Source organism: Mangrovibacter phragmitis (assembly GCF_001655675.1).
Classification (GTDB): domain Bacteria; phylum Pseudomonadota; class Gammaproteobacteria; order Enterobacterales; family Enterobacteriaceae; genus Mangrovibacter; species Mangrovibacter phragmitis.
On sequence record NZ_LYRP01000047.1, the window covers coordinates 244,804 to 269,139 of the forward strand.

The following is a 24,336-nucleotide window of genomic DNA, read 5'->3' on the forward strand; positions in this document are numbered from 1 at the left end:
TCTTATACAATAAATGTTCATTATGAAATGATTAGTCTGTTATCTTTTTTTCGTGGCCCTACTATACTGTTTTTTGTGACACTGCTCACGAATAATGAGCAAGACAAAACAGATAACAGAGGTACCTGATATGAACATGACAAAAACTCTCACTACAGCCAGCCTGCTTTCCATGTTGTCATTTGGCGCTTTTGCCGCAACGCAACTCAATGATGAGCAAGCTGAATCACGCCAGCCTATAGGAACAATCAGCGTTGATGGCATAGCCAGTTCACCTATGGATATGCACCAGATGCTAAATAAGAAAGCCGCTGAACAAGGAGCTTCCGCTTACCATGTTATAGAGGCGCGTTCAGGTGATAGCTGGCATGCAACTGCAGAATTATATAAATAAGCTATGATGCAGGGGCATGGTGCCCCACTTCTCGTAGTTTATAACAACAACCCGGCATAATGCCGGGTTGTTGTTATGCCTTTATGAGTAACTTTCTGTTAGCGCATGCTGATACTTATTCAACATTTCTGTCAGGCGGCGCACTGGTTCCGTAACACTAAGTGGAGCATCCCACTTTTCCAGTTTTTGCTGGTAAATAGCTAACTCACGCAGCAACCTTTGGAAGGATTCACGCCGCCGGAAGTTATTTGATGACGATGTAATACGGTCTGCCGTTCGCCGTAATTGCCGATGAAAAGCTGACAGCTCATCATTCACGGGAACCGGGGCATCACGCAGGCGCTGATGGGCGATAATCAAGTTAAGTGCCAGCCGAAAACGGGCTATATCTCCCGGAAATTTATTCAACAGCAGGAACAGTTGCTGGTACAACGCAGGTAAATGGTTTTCCTTACGACGTACTACATTGGTGGTGAGCGATGACACTGCTGCTGACATCAGTTGATTTAAAATATTCTGCCCGGTTTGCTCACGCGAATTATCCCGAATAACAGAAATCACGATCATGGCCAGCACCACACCCACCAACTGCCCCAGCGCATTGTCCAGGAAGAAATTAAAATCAAACTTCATGGGATTATCCAGCACAATAATATTGATAGTCCCGGCCAGCGTTGCCATTGAACCCAACATACGCTTTTGTACCTGAATACCAATAAAGAACCCAAGAATGGCCAGGCTCAGGCACAGCAACAGCATACTCTGCTGTGTCGAGGGGATAATAAACAGGAAATAGAGTGCGCCGAGTGGTAATGCCATAAGCATGCCATAAACAAAATCAAGACAAACCATCCGTGGGTTAGGTAAACGCATTGCTAATGAAGTGACAACAGCTATCATGACCATTGCGCCACTGCCGGATGTCCAGCCCGTCCACAACCAGAACAGTGTTCCCAGAATACAGGACACCGACGTACGCCAGAAATTAATCATCGCGTGATGGCGCTCAGCTGATACCGGCTTAACAACCGGCTCCCCATTGAGTACTTCCTCTTCAACTGCGCTGATTTTGGTATTTGCGTTGACGCCGCGTTTTAGCAGTAAAAAGCGTGTTGCAGAGCCCACCCAAGTATAAATAGTTACCGGTGTATCATCACCACTGATTGAAATAACACGGCGCATGAGTTTCAACCTGCGGTGTACATCAGCAGCTGAATCGACAGGCAATTCAAACAAGTAACGGAACTCAGAAGGCACTGCCTCAGGACGGGTATTCTGAATCAGAAAGGTTTCGGCTGCCTGAGTTATCATGGTTAACGACAACGAGTGGATAACATTCAAACGGCGAGTGGCTTTATCCCAACGAGATGATTCCATTTTTAAATTACTTCTCATCCCATTTAATGCATTGGTGCGCCTCAGCAAATCACTCCAGGCTTTATCAACCTCTTCGCGGGAACTGTGCGCGATGCACAGTTGCATCAACCGATAATGGTCAACAACTATCTCCTCCAGCTCTTTATCAATTTCTTGTTTAACGGAGCGAGGTGAAAATAGCAGGTCAGCAACTATTGCGCACATTATCCCAATGACAATTTCACTGCAGCGCTCCACGGCAAATTGCGGGGTCAACAATGGTGCTTTTTGAATAGTAATTACAATGATCAGTGCGGTATAACCGGAAAGCCCCCATGCATATGAATTTTCGACACGCACCAGAGAAGAAACCCAGGTACAAAACCCCGCCCATATACAACAGACTATCAACATGAGTAACGGGGCCCGAATCAATAAAATGATAATAGCCAGCGCAGCAAAACAACCAATAAATGTTCCGATAATACGTAGCATCCCCCGGTAGCGAATAGCCCCGGAGTATGGCTCTCCACCTGCTGCAAAAGCTGGGCCTGCTGCAACAAGGGCTGCAGTCAATACAGCCCAGCGAGGTGTTTCAAGCTGAAAATGAAACCCCACAAACAGCGCCAGCACAATGGCTGTAGCGAGCTTGAAAGCAAAACGCAAATGAATCTGGGAGATGGAGAAAAAGCCCATGATAATTAACCAAACTCACGAAAACGGCGGAAAAACTTACTGATAAAAGACATGTTCTCAGTATTCCGGTCATGTTTGCCAGTAACAACAACCGTTGCCGTAGTGCCTGCCGGAAACAAATTGCCATACTGCTTATCCAGTTGAATACGCACAGGTACCCTTTGTGCAAGACGAACCCACTCGAGGTTGGAATCGACACTCGCCATGCCTTTCGCATCCTGGCTACTGCTGGCATTTGTCACCCCGGCAGCAATACTGTTTACCGAACCATGTAATACCTGATTACTTCCCAGCGGGGTGATCTCAACACGGTATCCCGGCCGGACACCATCCAGTTTGGTTTCTTCCATGTAAGCCACAACATAGAACGAATTTTCTTTCACCAGGGCTACAGAGGTAGAACCACGCGTAATGAACTCACCGGCATAGACATTCAGGTTGGTTACCCAGCCATCTGCTGGCGCATAAACAACAGTTCGCGCAAGGTCGAGTTTTGCCACATCTCTTGTTGCACGGGCTTTAGCCAGCTGATGTTCCATAGTCTGCAGGCTGTTGTTCGCCTGGTCGATTTGCTCTTTTGCCACGGCACCCACCCCCAGGCGGTTACGACGAGCGGCTTCACGACGTTTCTCTTCTACTTGAGCCTGGTAGTACGCAACATCCGCCTCAGCCTCTGCCAGTGCTTCTTTATAACGCGGTTGATCAATCACGAACAGCACCTGGCCCTTTTTCACCAGTTGGTTATCATGAACATCAACATGTTCAATCAAACCGGAAACATCCGGTGCAATAGCCACAATATCAGCACTAAAGCGGGCATCTCGTGTCCAGGGCGACTCGGTATAAAACGACCAAACCCGGAATACAGCAATAAAGGCCAGAATAACCAACACCACGGTGATTGCCGTGCGGGTCAGATTTTTTGTTAGTGTTTTCACTTCTACCTCAAACAAACAGGCGGGTTATTAACCAGAATAGACAACAATACAAGGCGGTATTGAACAATGCCGGGTGCCAGACAAAATCATAGATACCAGTAGGAACCAGTACTCTACGCAGCCCCCAAAATAGTGCCAGCGATAATAGCAACTCGAAAAAAATCGGCGGAAATGAAAGGCCGAATACTACAATAACCGGAAATAAAGTCATTTTTGTCCTGATATGAACGGAGCAGGCGATACCATTGATGTAGTTAACACCTCGAAGCCACATCAAGAATTTGCAGGCAGGAACTACGAAGTGCTCAATTTAATAATAATATATTAACGTAACTGTTATGCTGTTATCTATAATCTGTGATCTAAATCACTTTTAAGCCAGAGTGAATAATGGAACGACTTAAACGGATGTCAGTCTTTGCCAAAGTAGTTGAACTGGGTAGTTTCACCGCGGCGGCAAGACAATTACAAATGAGTGTCTCATCGATCAGCCAGACTATTGCCAAACTGGAAAATGAACTGCAGGTAAAGCTGCTTAACCGTAGTACCCGCAGTATTGGTCTGACCGAAGCAGGGAAAATTTATTACCAGGGCTGCCGCCGCATGTTGCACGAAGCGCGGGAAGTGCACGAACAACTTTATGCCTTCAATAACACGCCGATAGGGACGCTGCGTATTGGTTGTTCCTCTACAATGGCACACAATATTCTGGCTGTCATGACAGCCAATATGCTGAAAGAGTACCCGGGTTTGTCTGTTAATCTGGTGACAGGTATCCCGGCACCAGACTTGATTGCCGATGGGCTTGACGTGGTTATTCGGGTTGGAGCATTGAGCGATTCCAGCCTGTTTTCCCGCCGCCTGGGGGCAATGCCAATGGTTATCTGTGCCGCAAAGAAATACCTCAATCAGCACGGTGTACCGGAAAAACCCGCCGACCTGAGTAACCACTCCTGGCTGGAATACAGTGTTCGCCCGGATAATGAATTTGAGCTAATCGCACCCGAGGGAATTACCACCCGTATGACACCTCAGGGGCGTTTTGTCACCAATGATCCAATGACTCTCACGCGTTGGCTGAGTGAAGGTGCAGGAATTGCTTATGTGCCACTTATGTGGGTTCTGGATGAAATAAAACAAGGTGATCTGGAAGTCTTACTGCCCCGCTACCAGTCAGATCCTCGACCAGTCTATGCGTTATATACCCAAAAAGATAAATTGCCCCTGAAAGTACAAGTCTGTATTAACTGGCTGATGGAGTACTTTGTGAACGTAGCAGAGACTTACCAGGAAATGCATGGCCGCCATACAGACCTGAGGTAAAAAATAAGCCGCCAGTTAAAGCGGCGGCTTACATGTCGACGACTACATTTATCGGCCTGTGTCAGAATCAGGCCGTTCCGCCAACGGTAAGGTTATCCACCTTAAGTGTGGGCTGCCCCACACCAACAGGTACACTCTGCCCTTCTTTACCGCAGACACCGACGCCGTTATCCAAACGCAGATCATTACCAACCATTGAGATCTGCTGCATCGTTTCGATCCCAGAACCGATAAGCGTTGCGCCTTTCACCGGTTTCGTCACTTTCCCTTTCTCAATCAAATAGGCTTCTGAAGTGGAGAAGACGAATTTCCCGGAGGTAATATCAACCTGACCACCGCCAAAATTCGGGGCATACAGGCCATACTCAACCGATGCAATAATGTCTTCTGGCGTGGATTTGCCTGCCAGCATATAGGTATTTGTCATACGTGGCATCGGTAAGTGAGCATAAGATTCACGCCGGCCATTACCCGTTGGAGACATGTCCATCAGGCGGGCATTCATTTTATCCTGCATAAACCCTTTGAGTACGCCGTTTTCAATCAATACGTTGTACTGCCCAGGCACTCCTTCATCATCAATGGCAACAGAACCACGGCGATTTGCCAGCGTGCCATCATCAACGACCGTACATAATTCAGACGCCACCAGTTTGCCCATCTGACCACTGAATACAGAAGTCCCACGGCGGTTAAAATCACCTTCCAGGCCATGCCCGACAGCTTCATGCAACAACACACCCGGCCATCCGGAACCTAACACCACGGGTAGTGTGCCTGCGGGAGCTGCCACAGCAGACAAGTTGACCAGCGCCATACGAACAGCCTCATGCGCCCAGGCATCAGCTCTGGCAGTACCTTCTTCTTCTTCAAGGAACCAGGCATAATCAAACCGGCCACCGCCACCACTGGAGCCGCGCTCACGTTTGCCATCTTCTTCAACCTGCACACTAACTGATAACCGGACCAATGGCCGTACATCGGCTGCCAGAGTACCATCAGTGGCGGCAACCAGGATCAACTCGTACACCCCCGTCAGACTGGCATTCACTTCTTTAACACGGTTATCAGCAGAACGTGCCACGTTGTCCACACGGCGTAAAATATCCAGTTTTTCTTCGCGGCTCATGCTCTGCAGAGGGTCGAGCTGCATATAACGAGCAGGTGTGGCTATGGCACTAAACGCTTTGGTTTGCCCTTCTCCCTGCTCCTGTACGATGCTGCGCGCGGCTTGCGCACTTTGTTGCAATGCTTCAAGGCTTATTTGATCTGCATATGCAAACCCAGTTTTTTCACCGCTGATGGCACGAATACCAACGCCCTGGTCAATATTCCAGGAACCATCCTTAATAATACGGTCTTCCAGAACCCAGGATTCGTGATAGCTGGACTGGAAGTAGAGATCGCCATAATCAAGACGACGCTGTGATAATTGACCCAGGACAGAAAACAAGTCTTGATGACTTAATCCATTCGCGGACAATAACTGCTCGGTTACCAGATTCAGACTCATCGTACTCATTACTCTTATGCTGACCACCTGACTGGTGGTGAAATGTTTTATCTATTGAGCTTGCGGTAATTCATCGCTAACGTCAAATCATTGCGTGGCGGTTTTACGAGGTTGCCGCAATACTTCATTAATACGCGGTTTATCTATCGGGCCCGTAATTTGGTAGCGCAGCAAGGCAATTTTACTCCACAAAGGCCCCAGAACTTTACTGGCGGCAAATACCGCAGCACCAACTATCGGGTTTACTGCAAAAGCCGTTGCAACCCCTACAGTTGCTGAAATTTCAGGTGCCACGGCAGCTTCCATGTTCAACTGCCGGTTAACCAAATCAACAGTGCCTTTCATCGCTATATCCGCTTCGAGCCCATCTACCAGCGTATCATCAGTGTGCAACGTACCGTCTTTAATCCAGGCTGTGCTGCGGATGGAATCAAAATAAAAACCACTGCCAAAAGTATCGCTGAAATCAAAGCGCAATTTACGCAATAAGGCATCAAAACTCACCAGTCGCAAAAGTTGGCCTGCATGCCCGGTTTCCAGCTCTGCTATTTTGCCTTTCCCCAGTTTAGTTTTAATTATCCCATTGAGTGAGGCGACATCAGGGCGCCAGGGAATATTGCGCCAGTGCAGATCGTATTCGGTCTTGAAAGAAGCACCCTGTAACGGAGTACCGACCCCAAAGAAGCCTGTCGCCTCGTCAAGCGACTTGCCGCTCAGGACGCCTTTGAGAGATGTTCTTTCACTACCAGGCTGATTAACCCACTCCCCACTCGCCGTCAACCGTGCAAAGCCTGTATCAATAAGCCCTTGTGTTAACGTAAGCGTATTACCCTGAATCGCTAAATCTGCGTTAATACGACCATATTTTTGCCCCATCAGCCAACACTCTGCGCAGTGAATATTCAGATCAGGCCACTGGCTAAAATCAATTGTATTCCCCGTGGTCGCCAACATATTTTCAGCAGTTTTATCAACCTTGAGCGCAGATAATACCGGGTTGTAATAAAGGTAGTTCAGCGACACATCCCATGGAGTATTTTCACGCCGGGTTAATTTGCCGTTGATCTCACGCCCGGTTATGTCAACAACAGTGCTGTCAGTTGCGTTATGCATCACCAGATTAAGGTTGTTCCATGCCTGACCGGCAAACTGGAAGGAAGGCGTTCGCAATGTGACCGCATCAGGAAAGCTCACACTGTGGCTTACTTTTTCTGCAGTCCCGGCCTGTAAGACAGCCAGCCATTGAGCACCATCAAGTGGCGGGAGGTTAAGCTCCACCATCTGGTTTTCAGGTAATGGGGGAATACTCCGCGAATCAGACACCCAGATAGCCCGCTCCAGTGTCAGTTTTTTATTGAGCAACCAGTGGCTATTAAAGTGTGTGGTCTGCCCAAGGCTGCCAGTCAGCGAAAAACTGTGCATATCTCCTTTCGTTTTGATGACCAATGGCAAAGACTCGCCAGCAGGTTTAGCGGCCGGAACAGGTAAGTGACTACTTACATTCTTCAAGTCACCTGTAAGGTCAACCTGCCAGGTTGTATCACCCCGGTAAGGTAAGGTCACTCCAACATTCCCTTTCCAGCCAAAAGAACCTTTTAAACTCTGGCTAAGAGCATCAGGCAATACGCCTGTACTGGCAGCTTGCCAGTTGCCATTCAGGTTAATATCCACCTGATACGCTTTTTCCTGCTCTTGTGTGGTGAAATCAACCGTCAGTGGCTGATTAAACCAAGTCGCCTGCAGTGGTCCACTGGTTAAATTGCCATTCTTAAAGCTGAACTCGCCAGTCAGGTGATGCAATGTGCTGTTAAGGGGAACAACAGACAACGTGTTATTGCGCAGTGAAACATTTCCCTGTGCCGTCGTCATTTCTCCATCTAAAGGAATAGCCAGATGTAAGCGAGCACTTACATCTCCTTTCAGTTTGAGTTCATCAAGCGTTGCGCCAAGGGTATCCGCTAAGGGCGTTTGTTTGAAATAGGGCCCAACAGATTCTCCCGCGCCGTTGATATCAGCATCAATAAACAGTTTTTCTTTCGCATAATCCGGAATCACGGCGTCCAGATTACTGGCCGTTACCCCACCTAAAATCGCTTTAGGTGCCTTCATCCACAAACCGTCATTACGAAAATCGAGATCAATATCAAGGTGCTGAAGTGCAGGCCAGTCTGGCTGGAAAGCAAAGGTTGCATCTTTAAGCGGAACAAAAACCTGGAACTGACCTTCGTTATGCAAATATGGGAAGAAATGTGGGTTTCCTGAGTAAACCAGTGTCGCATTTTGCGCTTTACCGGCTTTAATCGCACCACTGAGATAATCCACCAGCGATTTGCCCATCAGGTTTTCCGGAAAATAGCGCCATGCCTGCCCCCCGTCAGTCGCCGTGATCCCGGCCAGTATTTTAAGCCAGGGTTGGTCACCTTCCGGGTGTTGATAACTGAAATCACCATGGGCCTGGACGCCATTGGCCTGAACATTGATATTGCTACCGTCAATACGCAGCCCCTGAGCATCATCCTGCCAGCGTAAAGTGGCATTACCTTGTGAGATTTCCAGTGGCGCACGAAAGACATGCTCATAAGGCAAACGGGCATCATGAATGTTCAGATTCAGTCTGCCATTTTGCAGACTTCCGACAATATTGCCGGCAACATGCTGCGCACCTGGCAATAACTTCCACTGGTTCCAGGAAAGGTTGTGCCACTGCGCTTTCATGCGCAATGTTTCGGGCTTCTCTAAGGGAATATCCAGAGCCAGTGAGTCTATATTTCCTGCCGGGTGCAGGGTACGCCAGACATCGACAAATTTTGGAGCAAATGTTTCCGCCAGCGGAAGTAGTGGAGCCAGGTAATCCGGGGTTAACTGATTCGCACGAATGCGTAACTCTCCCTCTGAAAACGCAGACTCTGCGGTTTCTTTGGTATTCCCAGGTAGCCAGGCAAGCACCATGCTCCCTTGTGACCATGACTGGTTATCCAGTTTCAGGCCTGATAACGGAAACTGCACTTGCCAGCCAGTGCCCAGCTTAGAGATATGGGTAAGCAGGCTCTGCACCGAAAGCTCATGCCGGAATTTTTCGCCCGACCACTCCGCGCCCCCTTGCTGTAGCCAGATGTCCGCACTCTCCAGCCCACCATCTTTGATATTTACCCAGGCCGCCATACTGAAGCGTGCACGATTCAACTTAATGTTGTCCCGCATCCACTCACCAAACCAGGGCTTAACATCGACATCGTCTGCCTGCATCCAGATTTTCCCGGAGTTCAGCGTGCCATTTTGATCACGTAAATCCATGCGTACATTGACCAGCCCATGTTGCCCGTTAAAGCTGGACAGACTTATCTTTCCTTCAGCCCGATGGCGTTTATTGCCGTTCAACCAGGTTAAATGTGGAATATGTAAGTTTGCCCGCTGGCCTGATAGCGTTAAAAAGCTGATGTTGCTGTCGCGCAAATCGAAGTGGTCAAATTGCCGTAAAAACAGGTCATTGAGTTTACTGACCTCAAAGTCGGTGGTTTCACCGTTATGGGAAAGGGCCGTATTGGTCACTGCGTTTAATTGGTAGAAGGTGAGATCACGGAATTGCCAGCGAGCGTGTAACAAGCTTTGCCAGATATCCAGCGCCAGCGTGACTCGCTTTATGGTTAACGTCCCTTTGTCTTTAAGCAGAACATTGATATCACGAATATCAAGGGTGGGGCCAAATGTCTGCCAGGAGGCATGGATTTCACTGACCTCTACAGGAATACCGCTAACCTGTTCAATTTTAGCAAGAATGGGTTCCCGCCAATTATTCAGATGCGGCAATGCAAGGCGCAGCCCACTGACCAGTAGCGCAATAACGACAACCAGTGCAGCAAAGGTGAGCAGCAAGATGCCCGGCAGTCGCTTCACATTTCTCTCCTTGTCTGCTGGCGGCAGTGCTACATCATGACCACATCAAACTGCTCCTGATTATAGAGCGGCTCTATCTGAACTTTAACTTGTTTACCTACAAAAATTTCTACCTCAGCAAGCGCATGAGATTCTTCGCTTTTCAATGCTTCAGCAACTGACGGAGAAGCGTAAACCAGGAAACGATCAGAATCATAGGCATGATGGACGCGCACAATTTCACGCATAATTTCGTAGCAGACGGTTTCGACAGTTTTAACAGTGCCGCGCCCATGGCAAGTTGGGCATTCACTGCACAGAACATGTTCCACACTTTCCCGTGTACGTTTCCGGGTCATTTCCACCAGGCCAAGAGCAGAAAAACCATTAACACTGGTTTTAACACGATCTTTACTCAGGGCTTGCTCAAGGGAGTGTAATACACGACGCCGGTGGTCATCGTTACTCATGTCGATAAAATCGATAATGATAATCCCACCCAGGTTTCGCAGGCGTAATTGCCGGGCTATGGCCTGAGTCGCCTCAATGTTGGTGTTAAAAATGGTGTCATCAAGATTCCGGTGCCCAACAAAAGCGCCTGTATTGATATCAATGGTAGTCATCGCTTCTGTCTGGTCGATTATCAAATACCCACCAGATTTCAGTTCAACCTTGCGTTCAAGAGCACGCTGGATTTCATTTTCAACATCATAGAGATCAAAAATAGGCTGGCGACCACTGTAATGTTCCAGTTTGGCCGTCATGTCCGGAATATATTCAGCCGTAAACTCCAGCAGCATTTCATATGTCAGACGAGAGTCAACGCGAATTCTGTCCAGTGAGGCATCAGCGAAATCACGCAATACTCGCTGAGCCAGTGCTAACTCGCCATACAGCTGGCAGCGGGTTTGAGGTCGTTTACGGCGTTCAATGACTTTACGCCAGACGCGTTTCAGATAAGCGGCATCAGAAGCCAGATCCTTCTCACATACGCCTTCTGCCGCCGTGCGAATGATAAAACCGCCCATTTCATCGCAATAAACGCTTACAACCTGTTTGAGCCGCTCACGTTCTTCTTCACTTTCTATACGCTGTGATACGCCGACATGGGATGCACCTGGCATGAAAACCAGATAGCGAGAAGGGAGTGTGATATCTGTCGTCAAACGGGCACCTTTCGTGCCCAGAGGATCTTTCACTACCTGGACCACCAGATCCTGCCCCTGGCGAACTAACTCTGAAATATCCCGTACTGTGAAGTTTTTCTGTTCTTCACCCGCAACACATTCAGTATGCGGCATGATATCTGAGGCATGTAAGAATGCTGCTTTATCAAGGCCAATATCTACAAATGCCGCCTGCATGCCCGGAAGTACACGACTCACGCGACCTTTGTAGATATTGCCTACAATTCCCCGGCGCGCTTCACGTTCAATGTGGATCTCCTGCAAAATTCCACCATCTATGTAAGCTACCCGAGTTTCAGAAGGGGTAATATTGACTAATAACTCAGCCGTCATGATTGCTTTTTCCTTCGCGTAACGCACTAAACGTCGCTATTAATGCATCAGTTTCAACCAGAGGCAGGCCAACCACCGCGTGGTAACTACCATTAATTTTTATCACAAAACGCCCCCCCAGCCCCTGGATTCCATACGCTCCAGCTTTATCCATTGGCTCACCGGATGCAACATACTCAGCAATATCACGCTCTGATAATGGGCGAAATGTCACCTCAGTCACTACCAGACAATCCAGCAGATTGGTGCTATCCGCAATGGCAACCGCAGTCATAACCTGATGTGTTTTCCCAGAGAGTAACTGTAACATAGCACAGGCATGCGCTTGATCCTGCGGTTTTTCAAGAACTTCTCCATTTAATACCACAATGGTATCTGCGCCTAAAACCGGTAAATCCCGGGAGGCCATGGCAACCCCGGCAGTGGCTTTATCCCGGGCAAGGCGTGACACGTATTGTTGCGCAGTTTCTCCCGGTAGGCGGATTTCATCCACACCGGTAACAATGCGTTCAAATGAAACGCCAAGTTGCGTCAGCAATTCCTGGCGACGAGGTGAACCTGAAGCGAGATACAATGTAGTCATCATTACCTGCTACTGCACGGCAAATTGCTGGCGCACTTTGCGCATAAGTAAAAAGATCCAGGGCCAAAGCACACCATTGACCACACTGCTCCAGTAAATTTCCGGATGAAATGTTACGTCAATGACCAAAAACTCCGCCCAGAAGACAAGTAAATCAGCAGCCAGAGAGAGCACAACAATCACTAACGCTTGTTGCCATAACGCCAGATTGCGCAACAGCTGGAATTTTAACGCAACAAGATAAGCAATAATGCTCAGTGAGAGCGCCCGGATACCCAGTGTTGAGCCACTGATAAGATCAAGTATGGCTCCCATTATAAATCCGGTGCCAACATTTACCCGGTGCGGCAACGCCAGTACCCAGTAAATAAGGATAAGCAACACCCAATCTGGCCGGAAAACAATGATTTGTTCCGGCCATGGCATAACCTGCAGTATCAGCGCAATGATAAAAGATAAAACAATTACCCAACGCCCCTGACTACGGTAGCTCGCCACTACTGGCCTCCCTGCAAGGATGGTGTCTTGTTTTGAGGCTCAGTAGCTGCCGGTGGTTGTGACAGGCCTGTTGCTGGTGCTGGTATTGGCGCAGGTGGCCCCATTTGCCCCGGTGCTGGCAATACTTGCGGCATCATTTGCATCAGGCGCTCATTCGCAACACGGTGGACTTCATCCGGTGTCATTGGATGTAACCCCTGGCGATCGGCTCCCCACAGCAATAACAAATAGCGTAAACGCTGCAGGCCAGCAGTAGGACGTGCCTGAATAACAGTGTAAGCCCGCTGTGTATCCAGTTTGACTGAAGAGACAACAGCCACGGGATAACCTTCCGGAAAGCGCCCGCCCAGACCGGATGTCACTAACACATCCCCAACCCTGATATCCGTATTAGCAGGTAAATGTTCAAGCTGGAGATCATCTGTGCAACCATTACCTGCCGCAATAACACGGATGTCATTACGCAATACCTGAATAGGTAAAGCATGTGTGGCATCACAAATTAACAATACCCGGCTGGTAAATTTCGCAACAGCAACAACCTGCCCCACAACACCTTTGTCACTGATAACCGGCTGGCCTTCATAAACCCCATTCACGCTGCCTTTATCAATGACGACCTGGTCACTGTATGGATCGGTCCCCGCCGAAATCACCTGCGTCACCATTTTCTGCTCATCCTGACGCAAGGGGGAACCCAGTAACTCACGCAAACGGGCGTTTTCCTGCCGGTACTGCCCAAGCAGAAGCAAGTCACTATTCTTTAATAATAATTCCCGACGCAGAGCACGGTTTTCCAGCTCAAGCTGATCTCGCGATGCCAGAGTCTGTGAAACGCTATCCAGCAATGCCCGCGGGCCATTGGAGATAAAATAGAAAGGGCTGACAGCCGTATCCATATAGGCCCGGATCTGACTAAACATACCCAGGCGGCTGTCCGCAACAATGACGCCCAGCGCCACCGCTACGGCCAGAAAAAGGCGAATCTGTAGCGAAGGGCCACGGCTAAAAATAGGCTTCATAGGCTATGCGTATTCCTGGGCTGGCAACAAGGGCAATCTGGCGATTGCCCCTTTCAGCATTAATTACTCTTCGCTGAACAAATCACCGCCGTGCATATCGATCATTTCCAGCGCTTTACCACCGCCACGAGCAACACACGTCAGAGGATCTTCAGCAACAACAACAGGAATGCCCGTTTCTTCCATTAACAAGCGGTCCAGATTGCGCAGCAATGCACCACCACCTGTTAATACCATACCGCGTTCAGAGATATCAGAAGCCAGTTCTGGCGGGCACTGTTCCAGCGCAACCATAACCGCACTCACGATACCTGTCAGAGGCTCCTGCAGGGCTTCAAGAATTTCATTTGAATTCAGCGTAAACCCACGGGGCACACCTTCAGCAAGGTTACGCCCACGAACTTCAATCTCACGAACTTCATCGCCCGGGTAAGCTGAACCGATTTCATGTTTAATACGTTCGGCTGTGGCTTCACCAATCAGTGAACCATAGTTACGACGAACATAGTTGATGATAGCTTCATCGAAGCGGTCACCGCCAATACGAACAGAAGAGGAATACACCACACCGTTCAGAGAGATGACGGCAACTTCAGTGGTACCACCACCGATATCGACAACCATAGAACCGGTTGCTTCGGAAACCGGAAGACCCGCACCAATTGCAGCCGCCATTGGTTCTTCAATCAGAAATACTTCACGTGCGCCAGCCCCCTGTGCGGATTCACGGATAGCACGTCGTTCGACCTGAGTGGCACCAACAGGCACACACACCAGTACACGCGGGCTGGGGCGCATAAAGCTATTGCTATGCACTTGCTTAATAAAGTGCTGCAACATTTTCTCGGTCACGAAAAAATCTGCAATTACACCATCTTTCATAGGACGAATAGCAGCAATGTTGCCAGGTGTACGGCCAAGCATTTGTTTTGCATCATGGCCTACAGCAGCCACACTCTTCGGTGAACCAGCACGGTCCTGGCGAATGGCCACAACAGACGGCTCATTCAACACAATGCCCTGTCCTTTTACATAAATAAGGGTATTCGCGGTACCCAGGTCAATGGACAGGTCGTTGGAAAACATGCCACGAAATTTTTTCAACATACTAAGGGATAATCCTGCAAGCTGGGGCGGAAACAAAATCCGCTTACTTTACCAACCACTCGATGCAGCGACAAGGCGCAAAAACGTTCTGCATCGGTGAAAAATAGTGCAATTCATTTCCGGCTTTACAAAGTTGCTATCTGGCTCCCGGTGTACCAGTAAAATGCCACTAAGCAACTTTATATTTTGTTACATGGCCGTTCATAAATTGTCCGGTTTACTGAGATACTCCGTCCGGCAAGCCGAGGCTCCCATAGGATTCAGCGGACGTTATTCTACGTGAAAACATCACAAACGGCAGGTTAAACCGAGTATCTTTGCAAATATTTTTTTACGCTCGTATCCAGTGCCTGTGTTGCAGCAATAAAATCCCCTTGTGCGCCACTGACACCGCGATCAACTAACGTTTGCCACTCACCGCGAGCCCTGACACCAGTGGCAAAAACTCGCGTCTGCATGCCGGTACACGCTTCCACAAGACTTCGTATCAACAATTGATTCTCAGTGCGCTTTTCAATGTTGCGTACCAGACCGGGGTGAAGTTTGATTAACTCCACATTCAGTTCCTTTATATAAGTGGTACTGACCAGTGTCAGACCTGCCTGATTGACGGCAACTCTGCTACCCAGGGCTTTGATTAACCGAATAACAGATTGCAGACGACCGATATGTTGACACACATCCGCCTCTGGGAGTTCCAAAATAATTCGCCGCCTTAACGATTTTTCGCATTGCATAAGCGTGTCACGCAGCCAACGTTGAAAAGGAGGGCGAAGCAGAGAATCCACTGTAATTGAAAATGCGAAAGTTTCTTCTGGCCAAAACTGGAGCAACTGAATTCCCCGGCTAATCATTTGCCGGTCCCAGGAATCAGCAAGACCAAACTGTTGCACTACTGGCATGTATTCAGCCGCAAGCACTTCCTGCTGCCCATCAAATATCCGGCACAACAGTTCCCGATGGTGCACCACACCATCCTGCATCACTGCGGGTTTCTGGTAAATCCGTGGCCCACCCCGTTGTAAAACGCCTTCCAGCAAAGTACGCCAACGCACATTGCCTCGTACTTTTTCTGGTGTTGATTCATCCCAGGTTGACCAGCCATTGCCACCATGAAGCATTGCTTCCCGGGTAGCCACCTCAACTTGTTCCATCACCTGCTCAGTTGTTTGCCCGCTACGCCACGCGGTAATCCCAATGTGCAGCATATCGTTACGGTCCAACATGGGAGTCGGCGGCAGAGCATCAACGGCATTGAGTAACTGGCTGGCAATACTTCCAGCTTCTTTTAGTGAACGGTGGGGTAACAGTACAGCAAAATCACTGTGATAATAACGTGCCAGTAATGCCCCAGGGTAGCGCATAATAAATGTTGAAAGCATGTTGACCAGGCTGTAGAGATAATCATCAACAACACTTTTTCCCCAGGTCTCATGTAACATTTCAAAGTCAGGCAGGCGAATCATCATAACAACACCATGGCTCTGAACGTTATCCTGCCCTTCGAGCAAGGTTGCCAGTTGATTATCAAAAAACAGGCGATTATTCAGGCCTGTTCTGGAATCCTGCGCGGCATACGCACGAATCAGGTTCTCCACCCTGCCTTGTTGTTCACCAGCATTTTGGATATCAGCCAGTAACACATCCAGCGCACTACTCAGGTTATGCGGCCATTCATCCATCGTTCCCCGAATCCCTGCCCGGCGTTCCCCCTTAAGAATACGAATAGCCCGGGCTTCAAGATGTTCCAGCCCCTGAAACTGCCGCTTGATCCACCAGACCGTGAGCAGCGCCATTATCACGATGAACAACACCGCAATAGATAATGGTGTGGTCGCCAGAATAGAGTGAAAGTAATTGGCCATTGGATCCATCCAGACCAGCGTCAGTGTCATACCAGGGTGTTTGACCAGAGGAACATTCAGAGATTTATACTGCTGAGGAAGACCTGCCGGGTTATATCCTTCGGGCTGGTCATGAAGAAAAACAGGCACACCATCCTGGCGAATAACCATTCTCACCACATCAACAGGCGTCATGATTTCATCGAAAAAGCGTGACTGAGTTTCTGGTGGATACTCTAGCAGACGGTTATCAACTATAGTGGCGATCGCCCTCACCCGCTGATTCAGCTTCACCTGAACCGCGGTATAGAAACTCCATGAACACCCTATCAGGACAGCCAGCATCGCCAGCCCGGACAGTAATGTCACAATGGCAGAGAATTTTGTTGTCAGTCGCATCCTTGTGTGAACTCCTTCTGGCACCTCGTTAATTGGATAATATGCAAACTCGTTCGAAATGAGCGCCAGCCATGAAAACAGATGCACGTAAACACCCTGCATACTAGCAAATATCGCTGCTCTCTCCAGGGTTTTTCTCACTCCTTCGGTATTGGCGCAGACAAATCAGCCAAGAGACACATTCTCTGCCTAATAAGTCTTAACAGAAAGTTGAATATTTGAAACTGGCTTCATCTGATTCTGCCCGCCATGCTTATAACAACCCACCTGCATGGCAACAAAGGCAATCAATAATGAAAATGAAAAAACACCTCAGTGAAAACGATGTTACACATGAAAGCGTATTTTTTATGCAGCGCCGGCAGGTTCTGAAAATGTTGGGTATTGGTGTAGCCACTGCTGGCTTGCAGGCAAAAGCACAGGCAGATGTATTGTCGTGGTTTAAAGGTAACGACAGACCAGCCGCGCCTTCAGGCAAACCGCTAACCTTTACCCGCCCTGAGGCCTGGCAAGCAAAATTGACATTAACCCCGGAAGATAAAGTCACTGGCTATAATAATTTCTATGAATTTGGTCTGGATAAAGCAGACCCGGCAGCAAATGCCGGAACACTGATTACCGACCCATGGACGCTAACCATAAGCGGTGAAGTTGCAAAGAAAATCACACTTGATCACGATGACTTATATAAAAAACTGCCACTGGAAGAGCGAATTTACCGTATGCGCTGTGTGGAAGCCTGGTCGATGGTAGTTCCCTGGATTGGCTTTCCTTTAGCCAAACTACTGGCTTTGGCTGAACCCACCAGCAATGCAAAGTATGTTGCCTTCACCACTCGCTACGCTCCCGATCAAATGCCCGGTCAAAAAGACAGATTTATTGGCGGCGGTCTGGCATACCCTTATGTGGAAGGGTTGCGTATTGATGAAGCAATGCATCCTCTGACCTTAATGACAACCGGGGTTTATGGCAAAGCCTTACCGCCGCAAAATGGTGCTCCTGTTCGCCTGATTGTTCCCTGGAAATACGGTTTCAAAGGAATAAAATCGATTGTCAGTATTCGTCTGACGCGTGAAAGACCGCCCTGCACCTGGAACCTGGCTGCACCCGATGAATATGGCTTTTATGCCAATGTAAATCCCCATGTTGACCATCCGCGCTGGTCACAGGCCACGGAGCGCTTCATTGGTAGCGGCGGTATTCTGGATGTCAAACGCCAGCCCACGCTATTGTTCAACGGTTATGCGGACCAGGTTGCTTCACTTTATCGCGGGCTGAATCTGCGGGAGAATTTTTAAGTGCGCCTGACAGTTAAGCATATTCGTCTCATCAAAGGCCTGTTGCATTTGCTGGCTGTTTTACCACTGATATGGCTTTTTTTTGCACTACATTACGGCTGGCTAAGCGCCGACGCGGCGAAGGATATTCAGCATTTTACTGGCCGAATGGCTCTGAAATGTTTATTGGTTACATTGCTGATTTCGCCGCTTGCGAAATATTTGAAACAACCACTGCTCATTCGGGTAAGGCGACTAACCGGCCTGTGGTGCTTTGCCTGGGCATCACTGCATTTATTGAGCTACCTTTTTTTGGAACTTGGTATTACGCAATATCGACTACTTGGCGAGGAAATTCTACATCGCCCTTATTTGACACTGGGTATGGCATGTTGGCTGATATTGCTGGCACTGGCCGCAACGTCGACGCGGAAACTGCAACAATGGATGGGAAGGCGATGGCAAACACTACACAACGGAGTGTATCTGGTCGCTATTCTTGCCCCGGTTCACTATATCTGGTCAGTAAAAATTTTATCACCACTGCCCTTGTTGTATGCAGGTGCCGCCTTCTTGCTATTAATATGGCGATACAAAACATTTCGACAGTGGTTTCGTCGCCGATAAGCCCGCCGGGCCTGATGCCACAGGCCCCCATCAGTACCCATACTCATTGTATGTTGATTATCTTCCCTGATAAGACCAGTATTTAGCTGCCAAATGCCACGAAATCATTATAATGTGCGACTTTGGTTCACTCTGGGGCGTTATTTTAGCGTTCTCGGGTGACAACAACAGCCTTAAGGTATATTTTGTAAATTACCTGGAAAATTGCTGGAGATAGCAGCACGATGGCGAACAATTTTCACATTTTGCTTTTGAATGGCCCTAATCTCAATATGCTGGGGACACGTGAGCCTGAGAAGTATGGTTCACAAACGTTGCCTGAGATAGTGACCCGTTTGGAAGCAGAAGCAGAAAGTCTGGGCGCTGTACTGGATCATCTGCAATCTAACGCTGAACATGTGCTGATTGAGCGGATTCATCAGGCTAAAGATACTGTTGACTATATCCTGATAAATCCGGCCGCATATACGCACACCAGCGTGGCACTGCGTGATGCATTACTGGCTGTGAACATTCCGTTCATAGAAATACATCTCAGCAATGTGCATGCGCGGGAACCTTTCCGCCATCATTCATATCTATCTGATATTGCCTCTGGCGTCATTTGCGGTTTAGGCGCCGATGGCTATTCATATGCACTACAGACAGCGGTAAAACGTCTGTCACAATTAAACTAACAAGAGTACGGAACGCACTCATGGATATTCGTAAGATTAAAAAACTGATCGAGCTGGTTGAAGAATCTGGCATCGCTGAACTGGAAATTTCTGAAGGCGAAGAGTCTGTTCGCATCAGCCGCGCAGTGGTGAACCCGGCTCCTATGATGCAGCAAGCTTATGCTGCTCCGGTTGCCATGCCCGCCGCTCAACCTGCACTTTCATCAGCCGTGGCCCCTGTTGCTGAAACAGTAAAAGAAGCTTCTGCTGAGATCAGTGGTCATATCGTACGCTCCCCAATGGTTGGGACGTTCTATCGCACGCCAAGCCCGGATGCAAAAAACTTCGTAGAAGTGGGTCAGAAAGTCAGTGCTGGCGATACATTATGTATCGTTGAAGCAATGAAAATGATGAACCAGATCGAAGCCGATAAATCAGGCGTTGTGAAAGCCATTCTGGTCGAAAATGGTCAACCGGTTGAATTTGACGAGCCGCTGGTCGTCATCGAATAACGAGGCGAACATGCTGGATAAAATTGTCATCGCCAACCGTGGTGAAATTGCATTACGCATCCTGCGTGCCTGCAAAGAGTTGGGCATCAAAACGGTTGCTGTGCATTCCACCGCAGACCGCGATTTAAAACACGTACTGCTGGCTGATGAAACGGTTTGTATCGGACCGGCGCCTTCAGTTAAAAGTTACCTCAATATCCCGGCAATTATCGCTGCTGCTGAAATCACCGGCGCAGTCGCTATTCACCCGGGGTATGGCTTCCTGTCTGAAAACGCGAACTTTGCAGAGCAGGTTGAGCAGTCAGGTTTTATCTTCATCGGCCCGAGAGCAGAAACTATTCGTCTGATGGGTGATAAAGTTTCTGCAATCACCGCTATGAAAAAAACTGGCGTGCCTTGTGTACCCGGTTCTGATGGTCCTTTGGGCGACGATATGGATAAAAACCGTGCCATTGCCAAACGCATTGGTTACCCGGTTATTATCAAAGCATCAGGCGGCGGCGGCGGTCGTGGCATGCGTGTTGTGCGCAAAGAATCTGACTTATCTCAGTCCATCACCATGACCCGTGCAGAAGCGAAAGCCGCTTTCAATAACGACATGGTATATATGGAGAAATACCTGGAAAATCCGCGCCATGTGGAAATTCAGGTACTGGCCGATGGGCAGGGTAACGCAATTTATCTGGCTGAGCGCGACTGCTCCATGCAACGCCGCCACCAGAAAGTTGTGGAAGAAGCTCCGGCACCAGGCATTACTCCTGAACTGCGTCGCTATATTGGCGAACGCTGTGCAAAAGCTTGTGTGGACATCGGCTATCGTGGCGCTGGCACATTTGAGTTCCTGTTCGAAAACGGTGAGTTCTATTTTATTGAAATGAATACCCGTATTCAGGTTGAACACCCGGTGACCGAAATGATCACTGGCGTCGATTTGATCAAAGAACAGTTACGTATTGCTGCAGGCCAGCCGTTATCCATTAAACAGGAAGAAGTTGTGGTTCGCGGACATGCGGTTGAATGCCGTATTAATGCTGAAGATCCTAATACCTTCCTGCCAAGCCCGGGTAAGATCACGCGTTTTCATGCTCCAGGTGGTTTTGGGGTGCGCTGGGAATCTCACATTTACGCAGGTTATACCGTTCCAGCCTATTACGATTCAATGATAGGTAAGCTTATCTGCTTCGGTGAAACCCGTGATGTTGCGATTGCCCGTATGCGCAATGCGTTGCAGGAACTGATCATTGATGGCATAAAAACCAACGTTGATCTGCAATCACGTATTATGAGCGACGAGAACTTCCAGCATGGTGGTACCAACATCCACTATCTGGAGAAAAAACTCGGTCTGCAGGAAAAATAATACTCTGCAAGAAGCTGAAGGGCCGGTAAACCGGCCCTTTTCTTTTTTTATTTCCTCTCATCGTCCATAAGGTACAATTCCGGCTTTGATCTTTTACAAGGGATAACGATGGACGCGCGTTTTGTTCAGGCTCATAGAGAAGCCCGCTGGGCACTCTGGCTAACCCTTCTTTATTTGGCTGCGTGGATTGCTGCGGGATATTTACCCGACTCCGTTCAGGGTGTGACGGGATTGCCGCACTGGTTTGAAGCCGCCTGCCTGGTGGTCCCCGTGGTATTTATTTTTCTATGTAAGATGATGGTCACCCGCATATTCCGCGATATTTCGCTGGAGGAGAACCATGAAGACTGAAGTTCTGCTCCCGCTTGTCGGCTACTTAGTGTTGGTATTTGCTATTTCTATTTATGCATTCCGCAGGCGTAAGCAGGGAAACTTTTTGAATGAGTTTTTCCTGGGAGGACGCTCTATGGGCGGTTTTGTCCTCGCAATGACGCTCACGACCACCTATGTCAGCGCCAGTTCGTTTATCGGGGGTCCAGGTGCTGCTTACAAATATGGGCTTGGCTGGGTGCTTCTGGCCATGATTCAGTTGCCAGCTATCTGGTTGTCACTGGGGATTCTCGGTAAGAAATTTGCGATTCTCGCACGCCGCTACAACGCCGTGACTCTCAACGACATGCTATACGCCCGTTACCAAAGCCACCTGCTGGTGTGGCTGGCAAGCCTCAGCCTGATTGTCGCGTTTTTAGGCGCAATGACTGTGCAGTTTATTGGTGGTGCCCGCTTACTGGAAACCGCCGCAGGCATTCCTTATGACACAGGGCTTCTTATCTTTGGCGTCACTATTGCGCTCTATACCGCATTTGGCGGATTCAGGGCCAGTGTATTAAATGACGCGATGCAAGGGGTCGTGATGCTACTGGGTACCATCTTGTTGCTTGTGGGTGTTGTTCACCAGGCAGGCGGACTCCATATGGCGGTGGAAAAGCTGTCGCATATTAATCCGCAGCTTATATCTCCGAAGGGAGCAGACAATATTCTGTCACCCACATTTATGGCTTCATTCTGGGTGCTGGTCTGTTTTGGCGTTATAGGTTTGCCCCATACCGCGGTGCGCTGTATTTCTTACAAAGACAGCAAGGCCGTTCATCGTGGGATAATTATCGGCACGATTGTCGTCGCGGTGCTGATGCTGGGAATGCATCTCGCGGGCGCACTGGGACGCGCAATTTTACCCGACCTGACAATACCTGATCTGGTTATCCCCACATTGATGATTACCGTCCTGCCACCTGCGTTGGCGGGGATCTTTCTGGCAGCACCAATGGCCGCGATTATGTCGACCATCAATGCTCAACTCCTCCAGTCATCAGCAACGATCATTAAAGATCTCTGGCTCAGAACCCGCCCTGACCAGTCACAAAACGAATCCCGACTGAAAAAGCTCTCAACCGGGATTACACTGGTACTCAGTGCGCTGCTATTACTGGCTGCATGGAATCCACCAGAGATGATCATCTGGCTGAATCTCCTCGCATTTGGCGGGCTGGAAGCGGTATTCCTTTGGCCCCTGGTGCTTGGGCTTTACTGGGAAAAGGCCAATTCTGCGGGAGCCTTATCAGCCATGATCGTTGGTGGCCTGCTTTACGCTGTGCTGGCCACACTGAAGATACAGTTCTTGGGCTTTCATCCGATTGTCCCGTCACTATTATTAAGTTTACTGGCTTTTCTCGCAGGTAATTGCTTTGGGCGCCCTGCAGTCACCGCCAGTATGAACACCCACCCGGAAAAATAAAGAGTTACGCCATGCCATGGATTCAACTAAAGATTAACGCTACAGGTGAAACCGCTGAAGAACTCGGTGACGCCATCATGGAAACGGGCGCGGTCTCGGTCACTTTTCAGGACACCCATGATACCCCGGTTTTTGAGCCCCTGCCGGGCGAAACACGTCTGTGGGGTGATACTGATGTCATCGGGTTGTTCGATGCCGAAGCAGATATGAATGATGTCATTGCACAGTTGTCTGTTCACCCACTGCTGGCATCCGGTTTTCACCATAAAATTGAACAACTGGAAGATAAAGACTGGGAACGTGAGTGGATGGAAAACTTCCACCCAATGAAGTTTGGTAACCGTTTATGGATTTGCCCAAGCTGGCGCGATATTCCGGATCCTGACGCCGTCAACGTACTGCTGGACCCGGGACTGGCATTTGGTACGGGTACTCATCCCACGACATCATTGTGCCTGCAATGGCTGGATGGACTGGATCTGGTCGGGAAAACGGTTATCGATTTTGGTTGTGGCTCTGGCATTCTGGCAATTGCCGCACTCAAACTGGGCGCTGCAAAAGCGATTGGTATCGATATCGACCCGCAGGCAATTCAGGCCAGCCGGGACAACGCTGAACGTAATGGCGTTTCTGACCGGTTATCGCTGTATTTACCAGCCGATCAACCAGAAGGCCTGAAAGCAGATGTGGTGGTCGCAAACATTCTTGCTGGCCCATTGCGTGAACTGGCCCCGCTTATCGGCGTGCTGCCCATTACAGGCGGTGTGCTTGGGCTTTCCGGTATCCTTGCCAGCCAGGCAAGTTCAGTTTGCGCTGCCTACACCGACCGGTTCGCACTTGACCCGGTTGTTGAAAAAGAAGAGTGGTGCCGAATTACAGGAACCTGCCTTTGAATTCCCTCAGCGTGGTGGCTTTGCACCACGCTTTTCTGTTTGATTATCAATCAATTTTTCTGCGCCAATTCGCCTCACACACCCGATTTTCCAGCATATTATCCCGGTCAAAAGCGCTTTTTATCCCCTCTTTTTAAGAAGTTTTAAGAA

General features: G+C 48.9%; 21 protein-coding genes. 10 read left to right on the forward strand and 11 right to left on the reverse strand.

Annotation, left to right across the window (positions count from 1 at the left end):
* Positions 1-130: 130 nt before the first annotated feature.
* Positions 131-394, forward strand: a complete 264-nt coding sequence (gene yhcN / locus A9B99_RS20135) for a peroxide/acid stress response protein YhcN (protein ID WP_064600678.1) — start codon at positions 131-133, stop codon at positions 392-394.
* Between the two features lie 81 nt (positions 395-475).
* On the opposite strand, the gene aaeB is transcribed toward yhcN, so the two are convergent.
* The 3 genes from aaeB to aaeX are packed head-to-tail and all read right to left on the reverse strand — an operon-like array spanning position 476 to position 3,595.
* Positions 476-2,446, reverse strand: a complete 1,971-nt coding sequence (gene aaeB / locus A9B99_RS20140; protein WP_064600679.1) for a p-hydroxybenzoic acid efflux pump subunit AaeB — start codon at positions 2,444-2,446, stop codon at positions 476-478.
* A gap of 5 nt (positions 2,447-2,451) precedes the next feature.
* Positions 2,452-3,384 carry a p-hydroxybenzoic acid efflux pump subunit AaeA gene (aaeA, locus tag A9B99_RS20145; RefSeq protein WP_064600680.1) on the reverse strand — a complete coding sequence of 311 codons (933 nt, stop codon included), beginning with the start codon at positions 3,382-3,384 and terminating at the stop codon, positions 2,452-2,454.
* Positions 3,385-3,391: 7 nt separating this feature from the next.
* Positions 3,392-3,595: a p-hydroxybenzoic acid efflux pump operon protein AaeX gene (gene aaeX, locus A9B99_RS20150; RefSeq protein WP_036104992.1), complete on the reverse strand. Its 204-nt coding sequence runs from the start codon at positions 3,593-3,595 to the stop codon at positions 3,392-3,394.
* 179 nt (positions 3,596-3,774) lie between these two features.
* Here aaeX and aaeR point away from each other — a divergent pair, with 179 nt between their 5' ends.
* Positions 3,775-4,707: an HTH-type transcriptional activator AaeR gene (gene aaeR, locus A9B99_RS20155; protein ID WP_064600681.1), complete on the forward strand. Its 933-nt coding sequence runs from the start codon at positions 3,775-3,777 to the stop codon at positions 4,705-4,707.
* A gap of 67 nt (positions 4,708-4,774) precedes the next feature.
* Here aaeR and tldD read toward each other — a convergent pair whose 3' ends face one another.
* From tldD to csrD, 8 genes are all read right to left on the reverse strand, one after another.
* A complete protein-coding gene (tldD, locus tag A9B99_RS20160; RefSeq protein ID WP_064600682.1) occupies positions 4,775-6,220 on the reverse strand; it encodes a metalloprotease TldD in 1,446 nt (481 codons plus the stop codon).
* 87 nt (positions 6,221-6,307) lie between these two features.
* Positions 6,308-10,114, reverse strand: coding sequence for an AsmA2 domain-containing protein YhdP (yhdP, locus tag A9B99_RS20165; protein WP_064600683.1), 3,807 nt, complete (start codon positions 10,112-10,114; stop codon positions 6,308-6,310).
* Between the two features lie 29 nt (positions 10,115-10,143).
* Entirely contained in the window at positions 10,144-11,613 is a 1,470-nt protein-coding gene (rng, locus tag A9B99_RS20170) for a ribonuclease G (RefSeq protein WP_064600684.1), read from the reverse strand.
* Complete coding sequence (locus A9B99_RS20175; RefSeq protein ID WP_064600686.1) at positions 11,603-12,196, reverse strand: Maf family protein; 594 nt, start codon at positions 12,194-12,196, stop codon at positions 11,603-11,605. The genes rng and A9B99_RS20175 overlap by 11 nt, the downstream gene beginning before the upstream one ends.
* A 9-nt stretch (positions 12,197-12,205) precedes the next feature.
* On the reverse strand, positions 12,206-12,694 hold the full coding sequence (gene mreD, locus A9B99_RS20180; RefSeq protein WP_064600688.1) for a rod shape-determining protein MreD: 489 nt from the start codon (positions 12,692-12,694) through the stop codon (positions 12,206-12,208).
* Positions 12,694-13,716 carry a rod shape-determining protein MreC gene (gene mreC / locus A9B99_RS20185; protein ID WP_064600690.1) on the reverse strand — a complete coding sequence of 341 codons (1,023 nt, stop codon included), beginning with the start codon at positions 13,714-13,716 and terminating at the stop codon, positions 12,694-12,696. Before mreC ends, mreD begins: the two co-directional genes overlap by 1 nt.
* Before the next feature lie 63 nt (positions 13,717-13,779).
* Complete coding sequence (gene mreB / locus A9B99_RS20190; RefSeq protein ID WP_000913396.1) at positions 13,780-14,823, reverse strand: rod shape-determining protein MreB; 1,044 nt, start codon at positions 14,821-14,823, stop codon at positions 13,780-13,782.
* 302 nt (positions 14,824-15,125) lie between these two features.
* Positions 15,126-17,066 carry an RNase E specificity factor CsrD gene (gene csrD, locus A9B99_RS20195; RefSeq protein ID WP_064600745.1) on the reverse strand — a complete coding sequence of 647 codons (1,941 nt, stop codon included), beginning with the start codon at positions 17,064-17,066 and terminating at the stop codon, positions 15,126-15,128.
* Between the two features lie 293 nt (positions 17,067-17,359).
* Between csrD and msrP the strand changes: the two genes are divergently transcribed.
* The 8 genes from msrP (at position 17,360) to prmA (ending at position 24,186) form a co-directional block, all read left to right on the forward strand.
* A complete protein-coding gene (gene msrP / locus A9B99_RS20200; protein ID WP_064600692.1) occupies positions 17,360-18,364 on the forward strand; it encodes a protein-methionine-sulfoxide reductase catalytic subunit MsrP in 1,005 nt (334 codons plus the stop codon).
* On the forward strand, positions 18,365-18,970 hold the full coding sequence (gene msrQ / locus A9B99_RS20205) for a protein-methionine-sulfoxide reductase heme-binding subunit MsrQ (protein WP_074388845.1): 606 nt from the start codon (positions 18,365-18,367) through the stop codon (positions 18,968-18,970). It begins immediately after the preceding gene.
* A 224-nt stretch (positions 18,971-19,194) separates the two neighbouring features.
* Positions 19,195-19,647, forward strand: coding sequence for a type II 3-dehydroquinate dehydratase (gene aroQ, locus A9B99_RS20210; protein ID WP_064600696.1), 453 nt, complete (start codon positions 19,195-19,197; stop codon positions 19,645-19,647).
* 20 nt (positions 19,648-19,667) lie between these two features.
* Positions 19,668-20,138 (forward strand): acetyl-CoA carboxylase biotin carboxyl carrier protein, encoded by a 471-nt coding sequence (gene accB, locus A9B99_RS20215; RefSeq protein WP_064600698.1) that lies wholly within the window; start codon positions 19,668-19,670, stop codon positions 20,136-20,138.
* Positions 20,139-20,148: 10 nt separating this feature from the next.
* Complete coding sequence (accC, locus tag A9B99_RS20220; RefSeq protein ID WP_064600700.1) at positions 20,149-21,498, forward strand: acetyl-CoA carboxylase biotin carboxylase subunit; 1,350 nt, start codon at positions 20,149-20,151, stop codon at positions 21,496-21,498.
* Between the two features lie 108 nt (positions 21,499-21,606).
* On the forward strand, positions 21,607-21,849 hold the full coding sequence (locus tag A9B99_RS20225; protein WP_064600702.1) for a YhdT family protein: 243 nt from the start codon (positions 21,607-21,609) through the stop codon (positions 21,847-21,849).
* Entirely contained in the window at positions 21,839-23,293 is a 1,455-nt protein-coding gene (panF, locus tag A9B99_RS20230) for a sodium/pantothenate symporter (RefSeq protein ID WP_064600704.1), read from the forward strand. Before A9B99_RS20225 ends, panF begins: the two co-directional genes overlap by 11 nt.
* An 11-nt stretch (positions 23,294-23,304) precedes the next feature.
* Positions 23,305-24,186 carry a 50S ribosomal protein L11 methyltransferase gene (gene prmA / locus A9B99_RS20235; RefSeq protein WP_064600706.1) on the forward strand — a complete coding sequence of 294 codons (882 nt, stop codon included), beginning with the start codon at positions 23,305-23,307 and terminating at the stop codon, positions 24,184-24,186.
* Positions 24,187-24,336 lie beyond the last annotated feature (150 nt).

What these genes read in the sequence shown, in the direction of transcription:
- tldD (WP_064600682.1), bottom strand. Translation starts at nt 6,220, where the DNA reads ATGAGTCTGAATCTGGTAACCGAGCAGTTATTGTCCGCGAATGGATTA.
- aaeX (WP_036104992.1), bottom strand. Translation starts at nt 3,595, where the DNA reads ATGACTTTATTTCCGGTTATTGTAGTATTCGGCCTTTCATTTCCGCCG.
- aaeB (WP_064600679.1), bottom strand. Translation starts at nt 2,446, where the DNA reads ATGGGCTTTTTCTCCATCTCCCAGATTCATTTGCGTTTTGCTTTCAAG.
- mreB (WP_000913396.1), bottom strand. Translation starts at nt 14,823, where the DNA reads ATGTTGAAAAAATTTCGTGGCATGTTTTCCAACGACCTGTCCATTGAC.
- csrD (WP_064600745.1), bottom strand. Translation starts at nt 17,066, where the DNA reads ATGCGACTGACAACAAAATTCTCTGCCATTGTGACATTACTGTCCGGG.
- yhcN (WP_064600678.1), top strand. Translation starts at nt 131, where the DNA reads ATGAACATGACAAAAACTCTCACTACAGCCAGCCTGCTTTCCATGTTG.
- accC (WP_064600700.1), top strand. Translation starts at nt 20,149, where the DNA reads ATGCTGGATAAAATTGTCATCGCCAACCGTGGTGAAATTGCATTACGC.
- A9B99_RS20175 (WP_064600686.1), bottom strand. Translation starts at nt 12,196, where the DNA reads ATGACTACATTGTATCTCGCTTCAGGTTCACCTCGTCGCCAGGAATTG.
- mreC (WP_064600690.1), bottom strand. Translation starts at nt 13,716, where the DNA reads ATGAAGCCTATTTTTAGCCGTGGCCCTTCGCTACAGATTCGCCTTTTT.
- msrP (WP_064600692.1), top strand. Translation starts at nt 17,360, where the DNA reads ATGAAAATGAAAAAACACCTCAGTGAAAACGATGTTACACATGAAAGC.
- panF (WP_064600704.1), top strand. Translation starts at nt 21,839, where the DNA reads ATGAAGACTGAAGTTCTGCTCCCGCTTGTCGGCTACTTAGTGTTGGTA.
- prmA (WP_064600706.1), top strand. Translation starts at nt 23,305, where the DNA reads ATGCCATGGATTCAACTAAAGATTAACGCTACAGGTGAAACCGCTGAA.
- aroQ (WP_064600696.1), top strand. Translation starts at nt 19,195, where the DNA reads ATGGCGAACAATTTTCACATTTTGCTTTTGAATGGCCCTAATCTCAAT.
- accB (WP_064600698.1), top strand. Translation starts at nt 19,668, where the DNA reads ATGGATATTCGTAAGATTAAAAAACTGATCGAGCTGGTTGAAGAATCT.
- rng (WP_064600684.1), bottom strand. Translation starts at nt 11,613, where the DNA reads ATGACGGCTGAGTTATTAGTCAATATTACCCCTTCTGAAACTCGGGTA.
- aaeR (WP_064600681.1), top strand. Translation starts at nt 3,775, where the DNA reads ATGGAACGACTTAAACGGATGTCAGTCTTTGCCAAAGTAGTTGAACTG.
- A9B99_RS20225 (WP_064600702.1), top strand. Translation starts at nt 21,607, where the DNA reads ATGGACGCGCGTTTTGTTCAGGCTCATAGAGAAGCCCGCTGGGCACTC.